General features: G+C 59.2%; 15 protein-coding genes and 3 tRNA genes. 3 read left to right on the plus strand and 15 right to left on the minus strand.

Going from position 1 to position 17,026, the window contains the following annotated elements:
* The first annotated feature begins 6 nt into the window (after window positions 1-6).
* Window positions 7-1,551 (plus strand): NAD(P)H-hydrate dehydratase, encoded by a 1,545-nt coding sequence (locus tag VE934_RS03160; RefSeq protein WP_324884243.1) that lies wholly within the window; start codon window positions 7-9, stop codon window positions 1,549-1,551.
* Here the strand turns inward: VE934_RS03160 and VE934_RS03165 are convergent.
* Together VE934_RS03165 and rnr are read right to left on the minus strand one after the other, a co-directional pair.
* Window positions 1,516-2,085, minus strand: coding sequence for a YggT family protein (locus VE934_RS03165; protein ID WP_324884245.1), 570 nt, complete (start codon window positions 2,083-2,085; stop codon window positions 1,516-1,518). The two genes, VE934_RS03160 and VE934_RS03165, sit on opposite strands and share 36 nt — an antisense overlap.
* A 14-nt stretch (window positions 2,086-2,099) precedes the next feature.
* Entirely contained in the window at window positions 2,100-4,379 is a 2,280-nt protein-coding gene (gene rnr, locus VE934_RS03170) for a ribonuclease R (protein ID WP_414693806.1), read from the minus strand.
* A gap of 271 nt (window positions 4,380-4,650) precedes the next feature.
* Here rnr and VE934_RS03175 point away from each other — a divergent pair.
* A tRNA-Leu gene (locus VE934_RS03175) sits at window positions 4,651-4,735 on the plus strand.
* A 106-nt stretch (window positions 4,736-4,841) separates the two neighbouring features.
* Here VE934_RS03175 and rimO read toward each other — a convergent pair.
* From rimO to VE934_RS03200, 5 genes are all read right to left on the minus strand, one after another.
* A complete protein-coding gene (gene rimO, locus VE934_RS03180) occupies window positions 4,842-6,251 on the minus strand; it encodes a 30S ribosomal protein S12 methylthiotransferase RimO (RefSeq protein WP_324884247.1) in 1,410 nt (469 codons plus the stop codon).
* 57 nt (window positions 6,252-6,308) lie between these two features.
* A complete protein-coding gene (phaR, locus tag VE934_RS03185; RefSeq protein WP_414693805.1) occupies window positions 6,309-6,914 on the minus strand; it encodes a polyhydroxyalkanoate synthesis repressor PhaR in 606 nt (201 codons plus the stop codon).
* 137 nt (window positions 6,915-7,051) lie between these two features.
* A tRNA-Val gene (locus tag VE934_RS03190) sits at window positions 7,052-7,128 on the minus strand.
* 315 nt (window positions 7,129-7,443) lie between these two features.
* On the minus strand, window positions 7,444-9,705 hold the full coding sequence (locus VE934_RS03195; RefSeq protein ID WP_324884249.1) for a bifunctional (p)ppGpp synthetase/guanosine-3',5'-bis(diphosphate) 3'-pyrophosphohydrolase: 2,262 nt from the start codon (window positions 9,703-9,705) through the stop codon (window positions 7,444-7,446).
* A 15-nt stretch (window positions 9,706-9,720) separates the two neighbouring features.
* The gene (locus VE934_RS03200; RefSeq protein ID WP_324884251.1) at window positions 9,721-10,641 is read right to left on the minus strand and encodes an alpha/beta hydrolase; all 921 of its coding nucleotides are present in this window, start codon (window positions 10,639-10,641) and stop codon (window positions 9,721-9,723) included.
* Window positions 10,642-10,727: 86 nt separating this feature from the next.
* On the opposite strand from VE934_RS03200, the gene VE934_RS03205 reads away from it, so the two are divergent.
* Window positions 10,728-11,510 (plus strand): 3-hydroxybutyrate dehydrogenase, encoded by a 783-nt coding sequence (locus VE934_RS03205; RefSeq protein WP_324884253.1) that lies wholly within the window; start codon window positions 10,728-10,730, stop codon window positions 11,508-11,510.
* A gap of 72 nt (window positions 11,511-11,582) precedes the next feature.
* On the opposite strand, the gene VE934_RS03210 is transcribed toward VE934_RS03205, so the two are convergent.
* The 8 genes from VE934_RS03210 to VE934_RS03245 form a co-directional block, all read right to left on the minus strand.
* Window positions 11,583-11,657, minus strand: a tRNA-Val gene (locus tag VE934_RS03210).
* Between the two features lie 41 nt (window positions 11,658-11,698).
* Window positions 11,699-12,406: a DNA polymerase III subunit epsilon gene (gene dnaQ / locus VE934_RS03215; protein WP_324884255.1), complete on the minus strand. Its 708-nt coding sequence runs from the start codon at window positions 12,404-12,406 to the stop codon at window positions 11,699-11,701.
* A gap of 106 nt (window positions 12,407-12,512) precedes the next feature.
* Window positions 12,513-12,851: an ISC system 2Fe-2S type ferredoxin gene (fdx, locus tag VE934_RS03220; protein WP_324884257.1), complete on the minus strand. Its 339-nt coding sequence runs from the start codon at window positions 12,849-12,851 to the stop codon at window positions 12,513-12,515.
* 14 nt (window positions 12,852-12,865) lie between these two features.
* The gene (gene hscA / locus VE934_RS03225; protein WP_324884259.1) at window positions 12,866-14,740 is read right to left on the minus strand and encodes a Fe-S protein assembly chaperone HscA; all 1,875 of its coding nucleotides are present in this window, start codon (window positions 14,738-14,740) and stop codon (window positions 12,866-12,868) included.
* A 33-nt stretch (window positions 14,741-14,773) separates the two neighbouring features.
* On the minus strand, window positions 14,774-15,292 hold the full coding sequence (gene hscB / locus VE934_RS03230) for a Fe-S protein assembly co-chaperone HscB (protein ID WP_324884261.1): 519 nt from the start codon (window positions 15,290-15,292) through the stop codon (window positions 14,774-14,776).
* 63 nt (window positions 15,293-15,355) lie between these two features.
* Window positions 15,356-15,679 carry an iron-sulfur cluster assembly protein IscA gene (gene iscA, locus VE934_RS03235; RefSeq protein ID WP_324884263.1) on the minus strand — a complete coding sequence of 108 codons (324 nt, stop codon included), beginning with the start codon at window positions 15,677-15,679 and terminating at the stop codon, window positions 15,356-15,358.
* 20 nt (window positions 15,680-15,699) lie between these two features.
* Window positions 15,700-16,086 (minus strand): Fe-S cluster assembly scaffold IscU, encoded by a 387-nt coding sequence (gene iscU / locus VE934_RS03240; RefSeq protein WP_324884265.1) that lies wholly within the window; start codon window positions 16,084-16,086, stop codon window positions 15,700-15,702.
* A 36-nt stretch (window positions 16,087-16,122) separates the two neighbouring features.
* A partial coding sequence (locus VE934_RS03245) for an aminotransferase class V-fold PLP-dependent enzyme (protein WP_324884266.1) occupies window positions 16,123-17,026 on the minus strand: 904 nt, incomplete at its 5' end.

The following is a 17,026-nucleotide window of genomic DNA, read 5'->3' on the forward strand; positions in this document are numbered from 1 at the left end:
ATCGCTATGCAAGCAGTAACCAAGCTCGTCACCCTGCCCCTTCATGGCGTGGCTGCAACGCGTCGCCTGGAGCAGCAGGCCAGCCTGTCGCTGGCGCCGCATACGCTCATGCAGCGGGCCGGGCTTGCGGTGGCACGACTAAGCCTGGCACTGGCTCCGCACGCCCAGCGGTTCTGGATCGCCTGCGGGCCCGGAAACAACGGCGGAGACGGTCTGGAAGCCGCGATACACCTGCACCAGTGGGGGAAGACCGTGGTCGTGACCTGGCTGGGTGCCGAAAACACAGCCAAAGTGCCTGCGGATGCCCTGGCTTCGTGGAAACGCGCGCAGGCGGCTGGCGTCCCGTTTGCAAATGTTGCACCGGTCGAATACGACTTCGCCATCGACGCACTGCTCGGCATCGGGGCCAAGCCGCGTTCGAACGATGTGCATTCCACTCAGCTCGACAAATGGCTGGCTCTACTTCTGGCCAGCGACAAGCCGGTTCTGGCGATCGACATCCCCAGCGGTCTGGACGCTGACACCGGAATTTCATCGATTGCTCCCGAATTGATAGCTGATCCGGCTCGTCAACAAAGGGCGGCAAGCCGATTTACCCTGAGTCTTTTAACACTCAAGCCAGGACTGCTTGCAGCCCACGGTAAGGACCGAGCGGGGCAACTTTGGTGGGATGATCTCGGCGTCACTGGGGTTTCAACCCAGACGCCCGACGCCTGGCTGCTGGGCCAGGACCGCGTAGAGTCCCGTAGCCGTTCTCAAGCTGCACACAGCAGTCACAAGGGCAGCTTTGGCGATGTCGCCATTCTTGGCGGTGAATCCGGCGGCACGACCCATATGGCGGGCGCCGCCCTGCTTGCCGGACGCGCCGCCCTGCACTCGGGCGCGGGCCGGGTGTTTGTCGCCTTGCTCGGAAACACAGGCCTGACGGTTGACCCGCTGCAGCCCGAGCTCATGTTCCGCGCGCCTGATTCGCTTGATCTGAAGTCCCAAGTTATCGTCTGCGGCTGTGGAGGGGGGGATGCAGTGGCCGGCGTTTTGCCCAGGGTTTTATCAAGTGCGGTTGCCGCCGTGCTGGACGCCGACGCACTCAATGCGATAGCCCGCGACACGCAACTACAGACCCAGCTCAGAACACGCCAGAGCCGCGGCTACCAAACCGTGCTGACGCCGCATCCACTGGAGGCCGCGCGTCTGTTGGGCAACAACACAGCTGACGTGCAAGCCAACCGTCTGGAGGCAGCCCGTCAATTGGCGGATCGATTCCAGTGTGTGGTCGTGCTGAAGGGTTCGGGCACAGTCATCGCCGCGCCGGGCCAGGTGCCTGTGATCAACAGCACTGGCAATGCGCGGTTGGCTACTGCGGGCACCGGCGATGTGCTGGCAGGCATGCTGGGTGCAGAATTGGCCCGCGGGCAAACCGCTTTTGAGGCCGCCTGCGGCGCGGTGTTCTGGCATGGGCAACTGGCCGACGACTGGAATGTCTGCTGGCCCGGCGCACCGTTGACGGCCTCCCTGCTAGCCCAGAATCATCAAGCCGATCTGAAGCAGTAACAGCAAGACCAGCGCTGACAGATCCAGTCCGCCAATGACTGGAATCACCCGGCGCAAGGGGGCCAGCATCGGTTCTACCAGCCGGCCCATCAAGCCCAGCATCATGGAGCCGGGCTGCACCCAGGAAAGAATGGCGTACACCAGCACCACGACAAAGGCGGTTTGCAAGGCTACGCGCGCCAGCATCTTCACAGCAAACATCAACACACCGGGCAACACCCCCGGGCCAAATGCGGATAGAGCCGAAAGGCCGCCGGACAGGAGACAAAACAGGACGACCGACAACAATGCATAAGCCAGTGCCAGCAACAAAGCCGCGAGCACACTCGCCCAGTCCATACGCGACTGCGCTACAGCTTTGGGCAACACACGGCGCAGCGGCTTGACCAGCCAGTCGGTCACCGCCATCACAAAGTAGCCCGGCTGCGCGCTCATGTTGATGCGCAAGCGGTTCATCCAGGCACGCAACAGAGCCGAGCCGATCAGGACGAAGAACAGGGTTTCAAGCAGGAAGGACAGGATGCGAATCAGCATGGCTCTGATAGGCCCTAACGCCGCGGCTTCTTGCTTTGCTTGCGTCCCGTGTTCGCTGCCGACTTCTTGACTGCGGACTTGAGCGCCTGGATCGGGGATTTCGGGGTACGGCTACCCGCTGCGCCACTGCCGCGTGCAGAAGTGCGCTGCTCTGTCCGCTTGCCGCCGCGTTTGTCCCCACGCCTGTCGCCCGCTGACCCGCCATCCTGATCGGGCAGTTCGGTCGCGCGACCGCCCGCTTTGTCTTTCATGGCTCGGGCCAGCAACTCTTCGCCCTCACGTATGAGACGGAAATCGATCTTGCGTCCATCAAGGTCAACGCGGCTCACCTGAACCCGGACCCGCGTGCCGATGGCGTAACGAATGCCGGTGCGCTCGCCGCGCAACTCCTGCCTAGCCTCGTCAAAACGGAAGTACTCCCCGCCCAGCTCGGTGATATGCACCAGGCCCTCGACGTACATCGCATCAAGGGTAACGAAAATGCCAAAGCCGGTTGCTGCCGTGACCACGCCACCAAACTCTTCACCCAGATGCTCGCGCATGTATTTGCACTTGAGCCAGGCTTCCACATCGCGGCTGGCTTCGTCAGCACGGCGCTCATTGGCGCTGCAATGCAGACCGGCCGCTTGCCACGCCAACTGATCGACACTGGCCTTCTTGGGCTTTTGCGTCGGGTCTTTCACCCGGGACGCCAGCCGCTTGGACAGCTTGGCCTCAGCTTCGCCTGGCGTTGGCAAAGTGGGCAACTGGTACTTGGTCTGGTTCAACACCGCCTTGATGACGCGATGCACCAACAGATCGGGGTAACGCCGGATCGGACTGGTGAAGTGTGTGTAGGCCTCATAAGCCAGACCAAAGTGACCGCTGTTCATCGGCGTGTAGATGGCCTGCTGCATGGAACGCAGCAACATCGAATGGATTTGCTGCGCATCTGGCCGGTCTTTGGTGGCAACCGCAATCTGCTGGAACTCGCCCGGCGTCGGATCGTCGCTGATCGTCATCCCCAAGCCAATGGCCTTGAGGTAGTTGCGCAGCATGTCCTTCTTCTCGGGCGTAGGTCCTTCGTGCACACGAAACAGACCCACATGCTTGCTCTGAGAGATGTAGTCCGCCGAGCAGACGTTGGCAGCCAGCATGGCCTCTTCAATCAGTCGGTGCGCCACGTTGCGGGTTCGCGGGACAATCTTCTCAATGCGCCCGGCGTCGTCACAGACAATTTGCGTCTCGGTGGTTTCAAAGTCCACAGCGCCCCGCACCCTGCGCTCTTTGAGGAGCGCCTGGTACACGTCATGCAAGTCGAGCAAGTGAGGCACCAACGTTTTGCGCTGCGCAGCTTCGGGACCACGCGTGTTGGCCAGGATGGCCGCGACTTCGGTATAGGTGAAACGCGCATGGCTGAACATCACGGCCGGGTAAAACTGGTAGGCGTGAACCTCACCCTTGGCATTGACCAGCATGTCACACACCATGCACAGCCGCTCAACATTCGGGTTAAGCGAACACAGGCCATTTGAGAGTTTTTCCGGCAGCATGGGAATCACGCGGCGCGGAAAATACACGCTGGTGGCCCGGTCATAGGCGTCGATGTCAATGGCGCTGCCGGTCTCCACATAGTGGCTGACGTCGGCAATGGCAACCAGCAAACGCCAGCCCTTGCCCCGGCCCACCTTGGCCGGCTCGCAATAGACTGCGTCGTCAAAGTCCCGCGCATCTTCTCCGTCAATGGTCACCAGTGCAACGTCGCTCAGATCAACGCGGTGTTTTTTGTCAGCGGGACGCACCGCATCCGGCAAAGTGCGAGCCAAAGCCAGAGCCGCGTCGCTGAATTCGTGCGGCACACCATATTTGCGCACCGCAATCTCGATCTCCATGCCGGGATCGTCAATTTCACCCAGAACTTCCTTGACCCGGCCCACCGGCTGGCCAAAAAGTGCGGGCGGCTCGGTCAGTTCAACCACCACAATCTGCCCGGTCTTGGCGGTGCCGATGGCTCCTTTGGGAATCAACACATCCTGCCCATAACGCTTGTCTTCTGGCGCCACCAGCCAGACACCGCTTTCCTGCAGCAAGCGGCCAATGATGGGGTTGGAGGATCGCTCAATGATCTCGGTGACACGACCCTCGGGACGGTTCTTCCGGTCATGCCGGACAATGCGCGCTTTGACACGGTCTTTGTGCAACACGGCACGCATCTCGTTGGGCGGCAGGTAAATGTCGGCCTCGCCGTCATCACGCAGCACAAATCCGTGGCCATCGCGGTGTCCGGAAACAGTTCCTTCAAATTCGGCGAGCAGTCCGGCACTCTGGCCGCCGCTGTTGGTAGTTGCTTTGATAAGAGATCTCTCTTCTTGAGATGGTTAACTTGAAATGAATCGCAGCGCCAATGGTTGGGACTGCCGGTTCATCATCCTATGGGGTTGTCGATCAACAGAAAAAGCGGCTCGGCAACGGTGCGACGTGCACCGGATTTTTCCGTCTTGCATGAGCTTTATATCCTGCGGCGTGATCGAAAATTTTAAGGTCGAGGACAGAAAATCGATTCTGTAATGGTACACTGCTAGCTGTGCCCGGGTGGCGGAATTGGTAGACGCGCACGGTTCAGGTCCGTGTATCGCAAGATGTGGAGATTCGAGTTCTCTCCCGGGCACCAGATACACCAAGCCCAGCGAAAGTTGGCAAAAAGCTACCGAAAAAAGGCTACTGTTAACCCAGTAGCCTTTTTGCTTTTCATGCGGTTTTTTTCAGCGCTTCTGTGCTCAAACGGGCACGGCCACCAAGTCATGGCCCTGCGTTCCGACAATGCGGGCCTTGGTAAATTCACCCACCTTCAGCGTCTTGCTGATTTTCTCGGGCGGCAGCAACTTCACGCTGCCATCAATCTCCGGCGCATCTGCATAGCTGCGGCCGACGCCGCCCTTTTTCCCCATGCCCGGCGCTGAATCGACCAGCACCTGCATAGTTGCACCTATGCGCTGCTGCAGTTTGGAGCTGGACACCGCTTCGGCAACCGCCATGAAACGAGCCCGGCGCTCCTCCCGCACTTCGAGCGGCAGCATGCCCGGAATGGTGTTGGCCGTGGCACCCTCAACCGGGCTATACGCAAAACAACCGGCACGGTCAATTTTTGCCTCGCGCATGAAATCAAGCAGATCCGTAAATTCAGCCTCTGTCTCTCCCGGGAAACCGGCAATAAAGGTACTGCGGATCACAATCTCGGGACACATCTCGCGCCAACGTGCAATACGCTCCAGATTTTTCTCGCCACTGGCAGGCCGCTTCATGCGTTTGAGCACGTCGGGGTGGCTGTGCTGCAAGGGAACATCGAGATAAGGCAACACCTTGCCCGTGGCCATCAAGGGGATCACCTCATCCACGCTGGGGTAGGGATACACGTAATGAAGCCGCACCCAGGCACCGTAGGGCTCGGCAATCTCACCCATGGTCTGCACCAGCTCAAGCATGCGGGTTTTGACAGGTTTGCCGTCCCAGAAGCCCGTGCGGTATTTGACATCCACCCCATAGGCTGAGGTGTCCTGACTGATCACCAGCAGTTCCTTGACGCCACCTTCGAACAAGGCGCGTGCTTCGCTGAGCACATCGCCGATGGGACGCGACACCAGATCGCCGCGCATGGAGGGGATGATGCAGAAGGTGCAACGGTGATTGCAGCCCTCGCTGATTTTGAGATAAGCGTAATGCCGTGGCGTCAGCTTGATACCAGCGATGCCGAAAGAGTTAGGCACCAGATCCACAAATGGATCGTGCGGTTTTGGCAGGTTCAGGTGCACGGCATCCATGACCTCTTGCGTGGCGTGCGGCCCGGTTACTGCCAATACGCTGGGGTGCATCTGCCGGACGAGGTTTCCGCCGCCCTCACCCGCCTTGGCGCCCAGACAACCGGTCACAATCACGCGGCCATTTTCGGCCAGCGCCTCGCCAATGGTGTCCAGACTTTCCTTGACCGCGTCGTCAATAAACCCGCATGTGTTGACGATGACCAGATCCGCGCCTTCAAAGGTTTTGGAGGTCTGGTAGCCCTCAGCATTGAGCTGGGTAAGAATCAGTTCGGAATCCGTCAGGGCTTTGGGGCAGCCAAGACTGACAAAACCCACGCGGGGGACTTTGTTGAGAGGCGGTGACAGCGGAGGAGAAAGGACTTGGCTCATGGGCTCCATTGTCTCAGAGACCACCCGCCGCAGTTATGGCAGGGTCTGAGCGCGCGATCAGCGTTTGACGCCCAAAGCCGCCAGCATTTGCTCGCTCTGCTTTTGCATCTGTTCCTGCATTTGCGTAAACACAGTCTTGGATTGCTCCACATAACTTCCCATCATGCCCTGCATCATGGGTGACTGGGAGTTGATGAACTGCGCCCATGTGTCTGGCGACAAGCCCTGGGACTGCTCGGTCATCTTGACCTGCAAGTCCATGAAAGACTGGACATTTTTCTCAAGGTAGGCGCCCATGAAACTCTGCATGGTGTTGCCGTAAAAACGGATGATGTTGCCAAGCACCGATTCCGTGAACATAGGCGCGCCACCGGTTTCTTCTTCCAGAATGATTTGCAGCAGTATGCTGCGCGTCAGATCTTCATTGGTTTTTGCGTCACGCACTACAAAATCAGCGCTGTCCATCACCAGTTGTTTCACGTCGGTCAGGGTGATGTAGGTGGAGGTATCGGTATCGTAGAGACGACGATTTGGATATTTTTTGATAATGCGCGGAGATGCCGCTTTGCCGTTGCCACTCCGCGTCCCCGAGGCGCCGCCTGAACTGGAGGTGGCGTCAGATGCCTGACTTCGTGTGGCACTGGTGGATTTGCTTTTCGGCACTGCGCGAACTCCTTGAGGACTGCCAGTGCTGCTGCACGGACTTGCTTCCATTTTAGGAAGTATGCCAACCAAAAATCCCCTTGGTTTACCCTGTGGGACATAGGTGTCACCACGAAGGAAAGCAAGATTTCGGGAATTGGTAGGCGCGATTGGACTCGAACCAACGACCCCCACCATGTCAAGGTGGTGCTCTAACCAGCTGAGCTACGCGCCTAAGGACTGTTCGACCTCGTCATTGTAGCAGGAGAATATTGGCCCCCACGCTCGTTCACTTCGTGTAACTCGCTGCCCCCCGAGGGGGCGTGTTTTCCTTGGGGCGGCCCGGCGGGAAACCTGGCCCCTACGCTCGCTCACTTCGTGTAACTCTCTGCCCCCCGAGGGGGGCGTGTTTTCCTTGGGGCGGCCCGGCGGGAAACCTGGCCCCTACGCTCGTTCCCTGCGTGTAACTCTCTGCCCCCCGAGGGGGCGTGTTTTCCTTGGGGCGGCCCGGCGGAAAACTTCGTGGCGACCCCGGCGGCGGCGCAGTGCGTCAGCGTCGTCGAGCAGAACGAACGCCAGACACTTCGGCCACCGCTGCAATGACCTGGTTGAGTCGGCCCGAATCGGCCACTTCCACCGTGAAAGTCATTCGCGCAGAACCGCCGCGATTGTCCTTGACCGACTGGGTCTGCACGCCAATGACATTCATTTTTTCCTTCGCGAAAACTTCTGAAATATCACGCAGCAAACCTTGCCGGTCTGCAGCTTCGATGGCCACATCCACAGGATAGATTGAGCTATCGCTGCTCTTGGGTTGGTTCCACTGAACTTCGATCACCCGGTCCGGACTGCCTCCCGCCATGTTTTTAAAGTTGCTGCAGTCGCTGCGATGAATGCTCACTCCTTTGCCCTTGGTGACAAAGCCAAGAATCGCATCGGGCGGTGCTGGCTTGCAACACTTGGCCAGTTGCGTCAGCAAGGAAGCGATGCCCACCACAAGCACCCCACCCTTGCCCGCGCGCGCGCCGGACTTGTCCTGCCTGGCCTTTTTTGCCAGCACATAGTCGTCCTGCGTGAGCGCCGGCTCGGGAGGCTTGAGCATGTTCTCAATGGTGCGCAGGGACAACTCGTCCTTACCCACCACTTCGAACAGATCCTCCGCGGATTTAATGCCAAGTTGCGCGGCCAGGTCTTCCAGCTTCATCGCTGTCTTGCCCTCGCGCTGAAGCAACTTCTCCACGGCTTCACGCCCGCGCGCCACCGTCTGGGCCATGGCCAGCACGTTGAACCAGGCGCGCACTTTGGATCGTGCGCGGTTGCTGTTCAGAAATCCGAGTTCAGGGTTAAGCCAGTCGCGAGATGGACCACCCTCCTTTACGGTGATGATTTCTACCGTCTGACCGTTTTGCAGAGGGGTATTGAGCGGAACCATGACACCGTCAAGGCGCGCGCCGCGGCAACGGTGGCCAAGGCTTGTGTGCACGCTGTAGGCAAAATCCACCGCCGTGGCGCCTTGAGGCAACTCAACAATGGCGGCCTCCGGCGTCAGCACGTAAATGCGGTCTTCAAAAAGACCTTTATCAGCATCATTTGCCTTTTTTGCCATCGGACCGGACAGGTCTCGCTCCCACGCCAGCAACTGCCTGAGCACTGCAATTTTTGCGTCGTACTCACTGCTGGCCGTGACACCTCCATACCCCCTGGCCCCCGCCTCTTTGTAAGCCCAGTGTGCAGCGACGCCGTGCTCAGCGTGGTCGTGCATGGCCTGGGTGCGGATTTGTATCTCCACCGCACGTTGCTGTGCATCACGTACAACCGTGTGCAGGGACTGGTAACCGTTGGATTTTGGTTTGGCAATGTAGTCGTCAAACTCACCCGACACTGGCGTGAAGTGTGAATGCACAAAACCGAGCGCGGCGTAACAACCTTTGACGTCAGCGGCGATCACGCGCAACGCACGGATGTCGAACACCTGCTCAAAATCAAGCGACTTTCCGCGCATCTTCTTCACGATGCTGTAGATATGCTTGGGCCGGCCCTGCACCAGCGCAGCGATGCCGTCACGGTTCAAATCACGCTCCAGCTGCGCGCGAAGGGCTTCCATAAAACCTTCACGCTCCACTCGTTTTTCATCGAGCAGGCGGGCAATGTCTTTGTATGTATCGGGCTCCAGAAAGCGGAAGGCCAGGTCTTCCATTTCCCACTTGATCTGCCAAATGCCCAGTCGATTGGCCAGGGGCGCAAATACATGTAACGCTTCGCGGGCGATGGTCGATGGCACCGGCTGCCGAATAGCGGCAAAGTGCCGCAGGGTTTGCAAGCGCGACGCCAACCGCAACATCACAACCCGCAAATCGCGGGAAAACGCGAGCAGCATCTTACGTACGTTTTCGGTTTGCGCCACGGGGCTCTCGGTCAGATGCGCCTTGGCATTGGCGGCCCTGGCCTGTTTTTGCACATTGACCAGCTTGGTGGTTTCAATGGCCAGCGCCGCGAAGTTGGCACCAAAAGCCTTGGTGATCACTTCCAGCGGCTTGTTCAGGTGCTCGCAAGCATGCACCAGGTAGGTGGCAGCCTGCATGGCCTCGGAGCCACCTATCGACTTCAAAATGGCGGCAACAGCGTCCGCGTGCGCCAGTATGTTCTCGCCGGTATCCAGCGTCTCGCTGGCAATCAGTGGCTCGGCAAACGCGCGCGCACGCGCCAGGGCATCGGGTTGATCCGGCAGACTGGCTGCGGTGGCCGTCACGATGGACGCATTGGCAGGATGGGCGGAGCTCAGGGCCACGCGCCCTGCACCGGTATGTTTCATGTTTTTGAAAGAGCCTTAGACAAAAAGAAAATCGCCCACCGTCGTAACCTGATCCATGGCCACAAGAGTAGGTGCATGCCCCACGCCTTCAAATTCAACCAGACGGGCCTTGGGGCCCCGCTGCGTCATGGCCTGCGCCGTAGCGTGGCTCAAGAGGTCCGACTCGGCGCCGCGCAGGATCAGCGTTGTCGCACGCACCTGGTCATAAAGCTGCCACAACATGGCCTCGCCTTGTTTGGCTGACTCCTGCGTGGTTGCGCGCAAGGGCACGGCAAGGGCAGGGTCGAAATGCAGCATGACGCTGCCGTCAGATGCACCGGGCACAGGTTTGACCATATGACGCGACAGCTCAAGCCATTGTTCGGGCGTATGGGGGCCGAAACTGGTGGAGATGGCCCACATCGCATCCGCCGCCGCTTGAGTGGATTCAAAATGCCCGGCCTTGCCCAGATAAGCGCTGATACGTTCAATCGCCAGCCACTCAATGGCGGGGCCTACATCGTTGAGAACCAATTTGTTGACACGCGCAGGCATCAGCGCCGACAACGCCCCACCCTCTGCGCCTGACTGGCCGGCAATGGCCAGACCAATCAGCCCGCCCATGCTGGTACCCACCCAATCAAGCGTGGTGATGGGAGACTGCTGATGCACCTGCGCCAGCAAGGCCAGCATGTCTGCCGCGTAAAACGGAATCTGATAACCCGACGGATCTTTGAGCCAGTCGCTTTGTCCACGGCCCACCACGTCCGGGCAAATCACGCGAACCTCATCGCACAGATAACGGGCAAGCACGTCAAAATCGCGGCCCTGCCGCGAGAGGCCATGAACACACATCACAACATGCGGATTGGCAGGATCGCCCCACTCCCAGTAAGCCATGCGGTGCCCGCCAGCGGCATCTGGGCACGATACGTAGTTCAGCGTAGGTTCAGTCATGGCAATTAATCTGCTTCAAGGATTGATAATCGTTGGCACTGCTTGTCAGCGTTCATTTGCATCGTAATTCATCCGGAGAAAACTTCATGCTCAAAGGTAAAACTGCCCTCGTTACCGGCTCGACCAGCGGCATCGGCCTGGGAATCGCCAAGGCGCTGGCAGCACAGGGTGCCAACATCGTCCTCAATGGCTTTGGTGACGTTGAAGGGCCCAAGGCAGAGGTGGCTGCATTGGGCGTCAAAGTCGCGTATCACGGCGCGGACATGAGCAAGCCTGCTGAGATCGAAGAGATGATGAAATTTGCCGCGACCCAATTCGGCCAGGTGGACATCCTTGTGAACAACGCAGGCATTCAGCATGTTGCAAAAATCGAAAACTTTCCGATCGACCGCTGGGACGCGGTCATCGCCATCAATCTGAGCAGCGCTTTCCACGCTACCCGTTTGGCCCTGCCGGCCATGAAAGCTGCCGACGGCGGCAAAGGCTGGGGCCGAATCATCAACCTTGCATCTGTTCACGGCCTCGTCGGGTCGGCCGAAAAATCAGCATACGTTGCGGCCAAACACGGCATCGTCGGCTTGACCAAAGTAACCGCCCTCGAAAACGCGACCACCGGCGTCACTTGTAACGCGATTTGCCCGGGCTGGGTGCTGACGCCGCTCGTGCAAAAGCAGGTGGACGCAAAAGCGGCGGCTGGCGGTATCTCCAACGAGCAGGCCAAGCAACAACTGCTGGGAGAAAAAGAGCCTTCCATGCAGTTCACCACACCGGAAGAACTGGGCGCGCTGGCGGTATTTTTCTGCTCGCCTGCCGGCAACAACGTGCGCGGCGTGGCGTGGAACATGGACGGCGGCTGGGCGGCCCAGTAAGCCGGCAAGGCCGCTCAGCGCAACTGGCAGGCAAAGAAAAACCCCAAGCCGATACGACTTGGGGTCGATGTTTGGTGGGAGATACAAGTTTCGAACTTGTGACCCCTGCAGTGTGAATGCAGTGCTCTACCCCTGAGCTAATCTCCCTGTTTGCCCTTTTGGACAGCCTCAGATTATAGCTGTTTGTTTCAGGCGGTGGCGAGATCTCGCCACACAGTCCGGCCTTTACTGGCCTTGTCAATGTCGGCAAGCAGCTGGCCATGGGCCGACAACTCGGCATCGTTGGCCATCAACAGCGGGAGATCAAAGCCGCTCAAATCCACAGCCACCATGCGGCCGCCGTCAGGCGTATCACCGCCTACGTCCATCACCAGAGCGTTTTGTCCGCGCGTCAGGTTGATGTAGACGTCTGCGAGCAACTCCGCATCCAGCAAAGCCCCGTGCAGCGTGCGGCCCGAGTTGTCGACCTCCAGCCGGTCACACAGCGCATCCAAAGAATTGCGTTTGCCCGGGAAAAGCTCCTTGGCCATCATCAGGCTGTCGGTCACCTTGGCCACGCATTGCTTGAGGGGCGGCAAGCCTGCCAGCTCCAGCTCCTTGTTCAGGAAGCTGACATCAAACGGCGCATTGTGAATGATGACCTCGGCGCCTTGCAGATATGCCAGCAACTCTTCGGCAATGACTGGAAACTTGGGTTTGTCGCGCAAAAATTCATTGCTGATGCCGTGCACCTTCAGCGCATCTTCATGGCTGTCGCGCTCGGGGTTCAGGTAGAAATGTTTGTTGTTGCCGGTGAGTTTGCGGCCCAACAGTTCAACGCAACCAATTTCGATGATGCGGTCGCCGTTTTCTGCGGAGAGGCCTGTGGTTTCGGTGTCAAGAACGATTTGGCGCATGGTTCAGATGATAGCTGGGCAGCGGATGTTTTTCCGCCGGGCCGTCCCAAGGAAAAATGCGCCCCCTCGGGGGGCAGCGAAGTACACGAAGTGACGAGCGTGGGGGCTAGTGAACTTCTTTGGCGTGATTGATCGAGTATTTGGGGATCTCGACGGTCACATCGGCCTGCGCCAGAAAAGCCTGGCAACTCAACCGCGAATTGGGCTCCAGCCCCCAGGCGCGGTCCAACAAGTCTTCCTCGTTTTCGTCGAGTTCATTGAGCGACTTCATGCCCTCGCGCACGATGACGTGGCACGTGGTGCAGGCGCAGCTCATGTCGCAGGCATGCTCAATGTTGATGTTGTGGTCCAGCAGCGCCTCACAGATGGAAGTGCCCGCAGGTGCGGAAACCTCGGCTCCGTTTGGGCAGTATTCAGGGTGAGGCAGTATTTTGATGATGGGCATGGGGGTTCGGTATCTCAGACTGTCGCAATGTTTTTTCCGGCCAACGCCGTGCGGATGCCCCGGTTCATGCGCTGCGCGGCAAAGCTTTCGGTCGCATTGGCCAGGGTCTTGATTGCCGCTTCAATCGTGGGGGCGTCGCCCTCTTGTCTGGTGACGGCCAGTTCAGCCATCAGGCGGGCAATGTCCACGCGCTCCTCTGGTGTCAACAGATCAGCATCAGCGGAAAGCGCACTTTGGGTCGCGAGGATCATGCGGTCGGCATCAACCTGTGCCTCTGCCAGCGCTCGCGCCTGAACATCTTGCTGGGCTGTGGAAAAGCTCTCTTGCAGCATGCGCGCGATTTCGTCGTCAGACAGGCCATACGAAGGCTTGACGTCAATCCGCGCTTCGACGCCGCTGCCCTGCTCCCTGGCATTGACGCTGAGCAGGCCATCAGCGTCTACCGTGAAGGTCACGCGGATGCGGGCCGCACCGGCAACCATGGGCGGAATGCCGCGCAACTCAAAGCGAGCGAGGCTGCGGCAATCTGCCACCAGGTCACGCTCACCCTGCACCACGTGCAGGGCCAGCGCGGTCTGACCATCCTGATAGGTGGTGAAGTCCTGCGCCATGGCGGTTGGGATGGTCTGGTTGCGCGGCACGATGCGCTCGACCAGGCCGCCCATGGTCTCGATGCCCAAAGACAGCGGAATGACGTCGAGCAGGAGTAAATCGCTGCCCGTGTTGTTGCCAGCAAGCTGGTTGGCCGAAACGGCCGCACCCAGTGCGACCACCTCGTCAGGGTTCAGGTTGGTCAATGGCTCACGGCCAAAAAAGCTGGCCACCGCTCTGCGCACCTGAGGCATGCGTGTGGAGCCGCCAACCAGCACCACGCCCTGAACCTCGTCCTTGCCGAGTTGGGCGTCGCGCAAGCACTTGCGCACGGCGGCCAGTGTGCGTTGGGTCAGGCCGGCCGTGGCAGCTTCAAAGTCTGCCGCTTTCATGTCGAATTGAATGTTTGTCCTTGCCAGACGGGCGGAAAATGCTACTAAATCTGTAGCAGTCAGCGCCTCTTTGCATGCCCTGGCAGCCTGCAGCAGTGCGGCCTTGTCGGCCGGCGTCAGCGTCTCGGCTGCCAAGCCCGCCTTTACCAGCACCCAATCAACCAGGGCGCGGTCGTAATCATCGCCACCCAGCGCAGAGTCTCCGCCCGTTGCCACCACTTCGAATACGCCCTGACTCAAACGCAGAACCGAGATGTCAAAGGTACCGCCGCCCAGGTCATAAATGGCGTAAACGCCCTCGCTGGAGTTGTCCAGGCCGTAGGCAATCGCAGCGGCGGTAGGTTCATTGATCAGGCGCAGCACGTTGATGCCAGCCAGCTGTGCCGCATCTTTGGTGGCCTGGCGCTGCGCGTCGTCAAAATAGGCCGGCACGGTGATGACTGCTCCGAAGATGTCGTCATCAAACGTGTCCTCCGCGCGATACCGCAAGGTCGCCAGAATTTCCGCACTGACTTCAACAGGACTTTTTTCACCGGCGACGGTCTGCACGGCAACCATGCCCGGTTTGTCAATCAGCTCGTAGGGCAACTGCGCACGGCTGGCGATGTCTTCCATACCCCGCCCCATCAGACGCTTGACGGATGCAATGGTGTTTTGGGGATCAGCAACTTGCTCTGCAAGCGCTTCAAAGCCGATCTGGCGACTGGTGGCGCCTTCCGCGTTGACCAGGTACCGCACCACACTGGGCAACAGCACACGGCCCTGCGCATCCGGCAGGCATTCCGCCACGCCGTTGCGAACGCTCGCCACCAGCGAATGGGTGGTGCCCAGATCAATGCCAACGGCAATACGCCGCTGATGCGGGTCAGGCGCCTGACCGGGTTCAGAAATTTGCAGTAATGCCATGAATGTGGGGTTGCGTCGAGTGCTTTTAAAAACCTATTGTCCCAGCGAGTCGATGCGCGCATCGACCTCACTGCCAAAGCGCTCCACAAACATAAGGCTTCTGACCTGTTGCGACGCAGCCGCGTAGTCTTGCAACCCATCGATCATCTGCTCTATTTTTGATAGCGTTTCACGCCTGGAAATCAGGGCCTGCGAGGCTATTTCTTCCAGTGATTCGATCGCTTCCGCGTCCTCCAGAGCCTCGCGCCACTGCATTTGCTGGATCAGGAATTCCGGAGGCATGGCGGTGTTGCTTTCGGCCTGGATGGGCGCACCATGCAGCTCACAGAGGTAGACAGCGCGCTTCAACGGGTCTTTCAGGCGCTGATAAGCCTCATTGATGCGTACGGACCACTGCATGGCCAGGCGCTGCTCCGGAGCACCCTGAGCCGCGAAGTTGTCGGGATGGGCTTCGCGCTGCAACTCTTTCCAGCGAGCGTCCAGCGTGCTGCGGTCCTGTGCGAAGCGGACAGGCACATCAAACAGTTCGAAGTCGTTGGATTGGAGGTTCATATCAAGAAAATGCCGCCAGCACCCGAGGTGGAGGCGGCTTCAGCCAGAAAAGGCCCGAGGTTGTCAGACCCTGAAGCTCTCTCCGCAACCGCAGCGGTCGCGTTCGTTGGGATTGAGAAACTTAAAGCCCTCATTGAGCCCCTCGCGGACAAAGTCGAGTTGCGTGCCGTCGATATAAGCCATGCTTTTCGGGTCCACCAGCACCTTGACCCCGTTGTCTTCAAACACCACATCTTCCGGCGCAATTTCGTCGGCGTATTCCAGTTTGTAAGCCAGACCGGAACAACCGGTCGTCTTGACGCCCAAACGCACGCCCACGCCCTTCCCGCGCTTGGTCATGTAGCGGGTCACGTGCCGTGCTGCGGCGTCGGTAAGGGTAACGGGCATGGTCGCGAGTCAATAAAAAGTTAGTGAGCGTGCTTGAGCTTGTAGTCGTTGACGGCCGCCTTGATGGCGTCCTCGGCCAGGATGGAGCAGTGAATTTTCACAGGTGGCAACGCCAGCTCTTCGGCAATCGCGCTGTTCTTGATGCTCGCCGCTTCGTCCAGGGTTTTGCCCTTGACCCATTCGGTCACCAGGGAACTGGATGCGATGGCTGAGCCGCAACCGTAGGTCTTGAAGCGCGCATCTTCGATCACGCCAGTCACCGGGTTGACCTTGATCTGCAATTTCATGACGTCGCCGCAGGCCGGAGCGCCGACCATGCCGGTGCCTACCGTGTCGTCGCCTTTTTCAAAGGAGCCAACGTTGCGGGGATTCTCATAGTGGTCCACCACTTTTTCGCTGTATGCCATTTTGTTTACCTCTTTACCTTTGTCTGGCGCACTGAGTTAGTGTGCTGCCCATTGAATAGTCGACAGGTCTACGCCGTCCTTGAACATTTCCCAGAGCGGCGACAACTCACGCAGCTTGGCCACGTTTTCCTTGATCGTCGCCACGGCGTAATCAATTTCTTCTTCGGTGCTCCAGCGGCCAATCGTCATGCGCAGGCTGCTGTGAGCCAGCTCGTCGCTGCGGCCCAAGGCTCGCAGCACATAGCTGGGCTCCAGGCTGGCTGAGGTACAGGCCGACCCGCTGGAGACTGCCAGGCCCTTGATGCCCATGATCAGTGACTCGCCCTCGACAAAGTTAAAGCTCATGTTCAGGTTGTGCGGCACGCGCTTGTCCGCGTGACCATTGAGGAATACTTCCTCCACGTCCTTCAGGCCGGCGAGCATGCGATTGTGCAGGGCCAGAATGCGCTTGTTCTCTTCGTGCATCTCTTCCTTGGCGATGCGGTAGGCCTCGCCCATGCCCACACACTGATGCGTTGGCAAGGTGCCCGAACGCATGCCGCGCTCGTGTCCACCGCCATGCATTTGCGCTTCAAGACGCACGCGCGGCTTGCGCCGTACATACAAGGCACCGATGCCTTTGGGACCGTAAGTCTTGTGCGAGGTCAGGCTCATCAAATCAACCGGCAAGCTAGCCAGGTCAATGTCCACACGTCCGGTGGCCTGGGCGGCGTCGACATGAAAAAGAACGCCTTTTTCGCGGCACACTGCACCAATCGCCGGGATGTCCTGAATGACGCCGATCTCGTTGTTGACGTACATGACGCTGACCAGAATGGTGTCGGCACGCATGGCAGCTTTCAACACATCCATGTCGAGCAGACCATCGGCTTGCACATCCAGATAACTCACATCAAAGCCCTGACGCTCCAGCTCGCGGCAGGTATCCAGCACAGCCTTG

The organism is Polaromonas sp. (assembly GCF_035638815.1).
Taxonomy (GTDB): Bacteria; Pseudomonadota; Gammaproteobacteria; order Burkholderiales; family Burkholderiaceae_C; genus Polaromonas.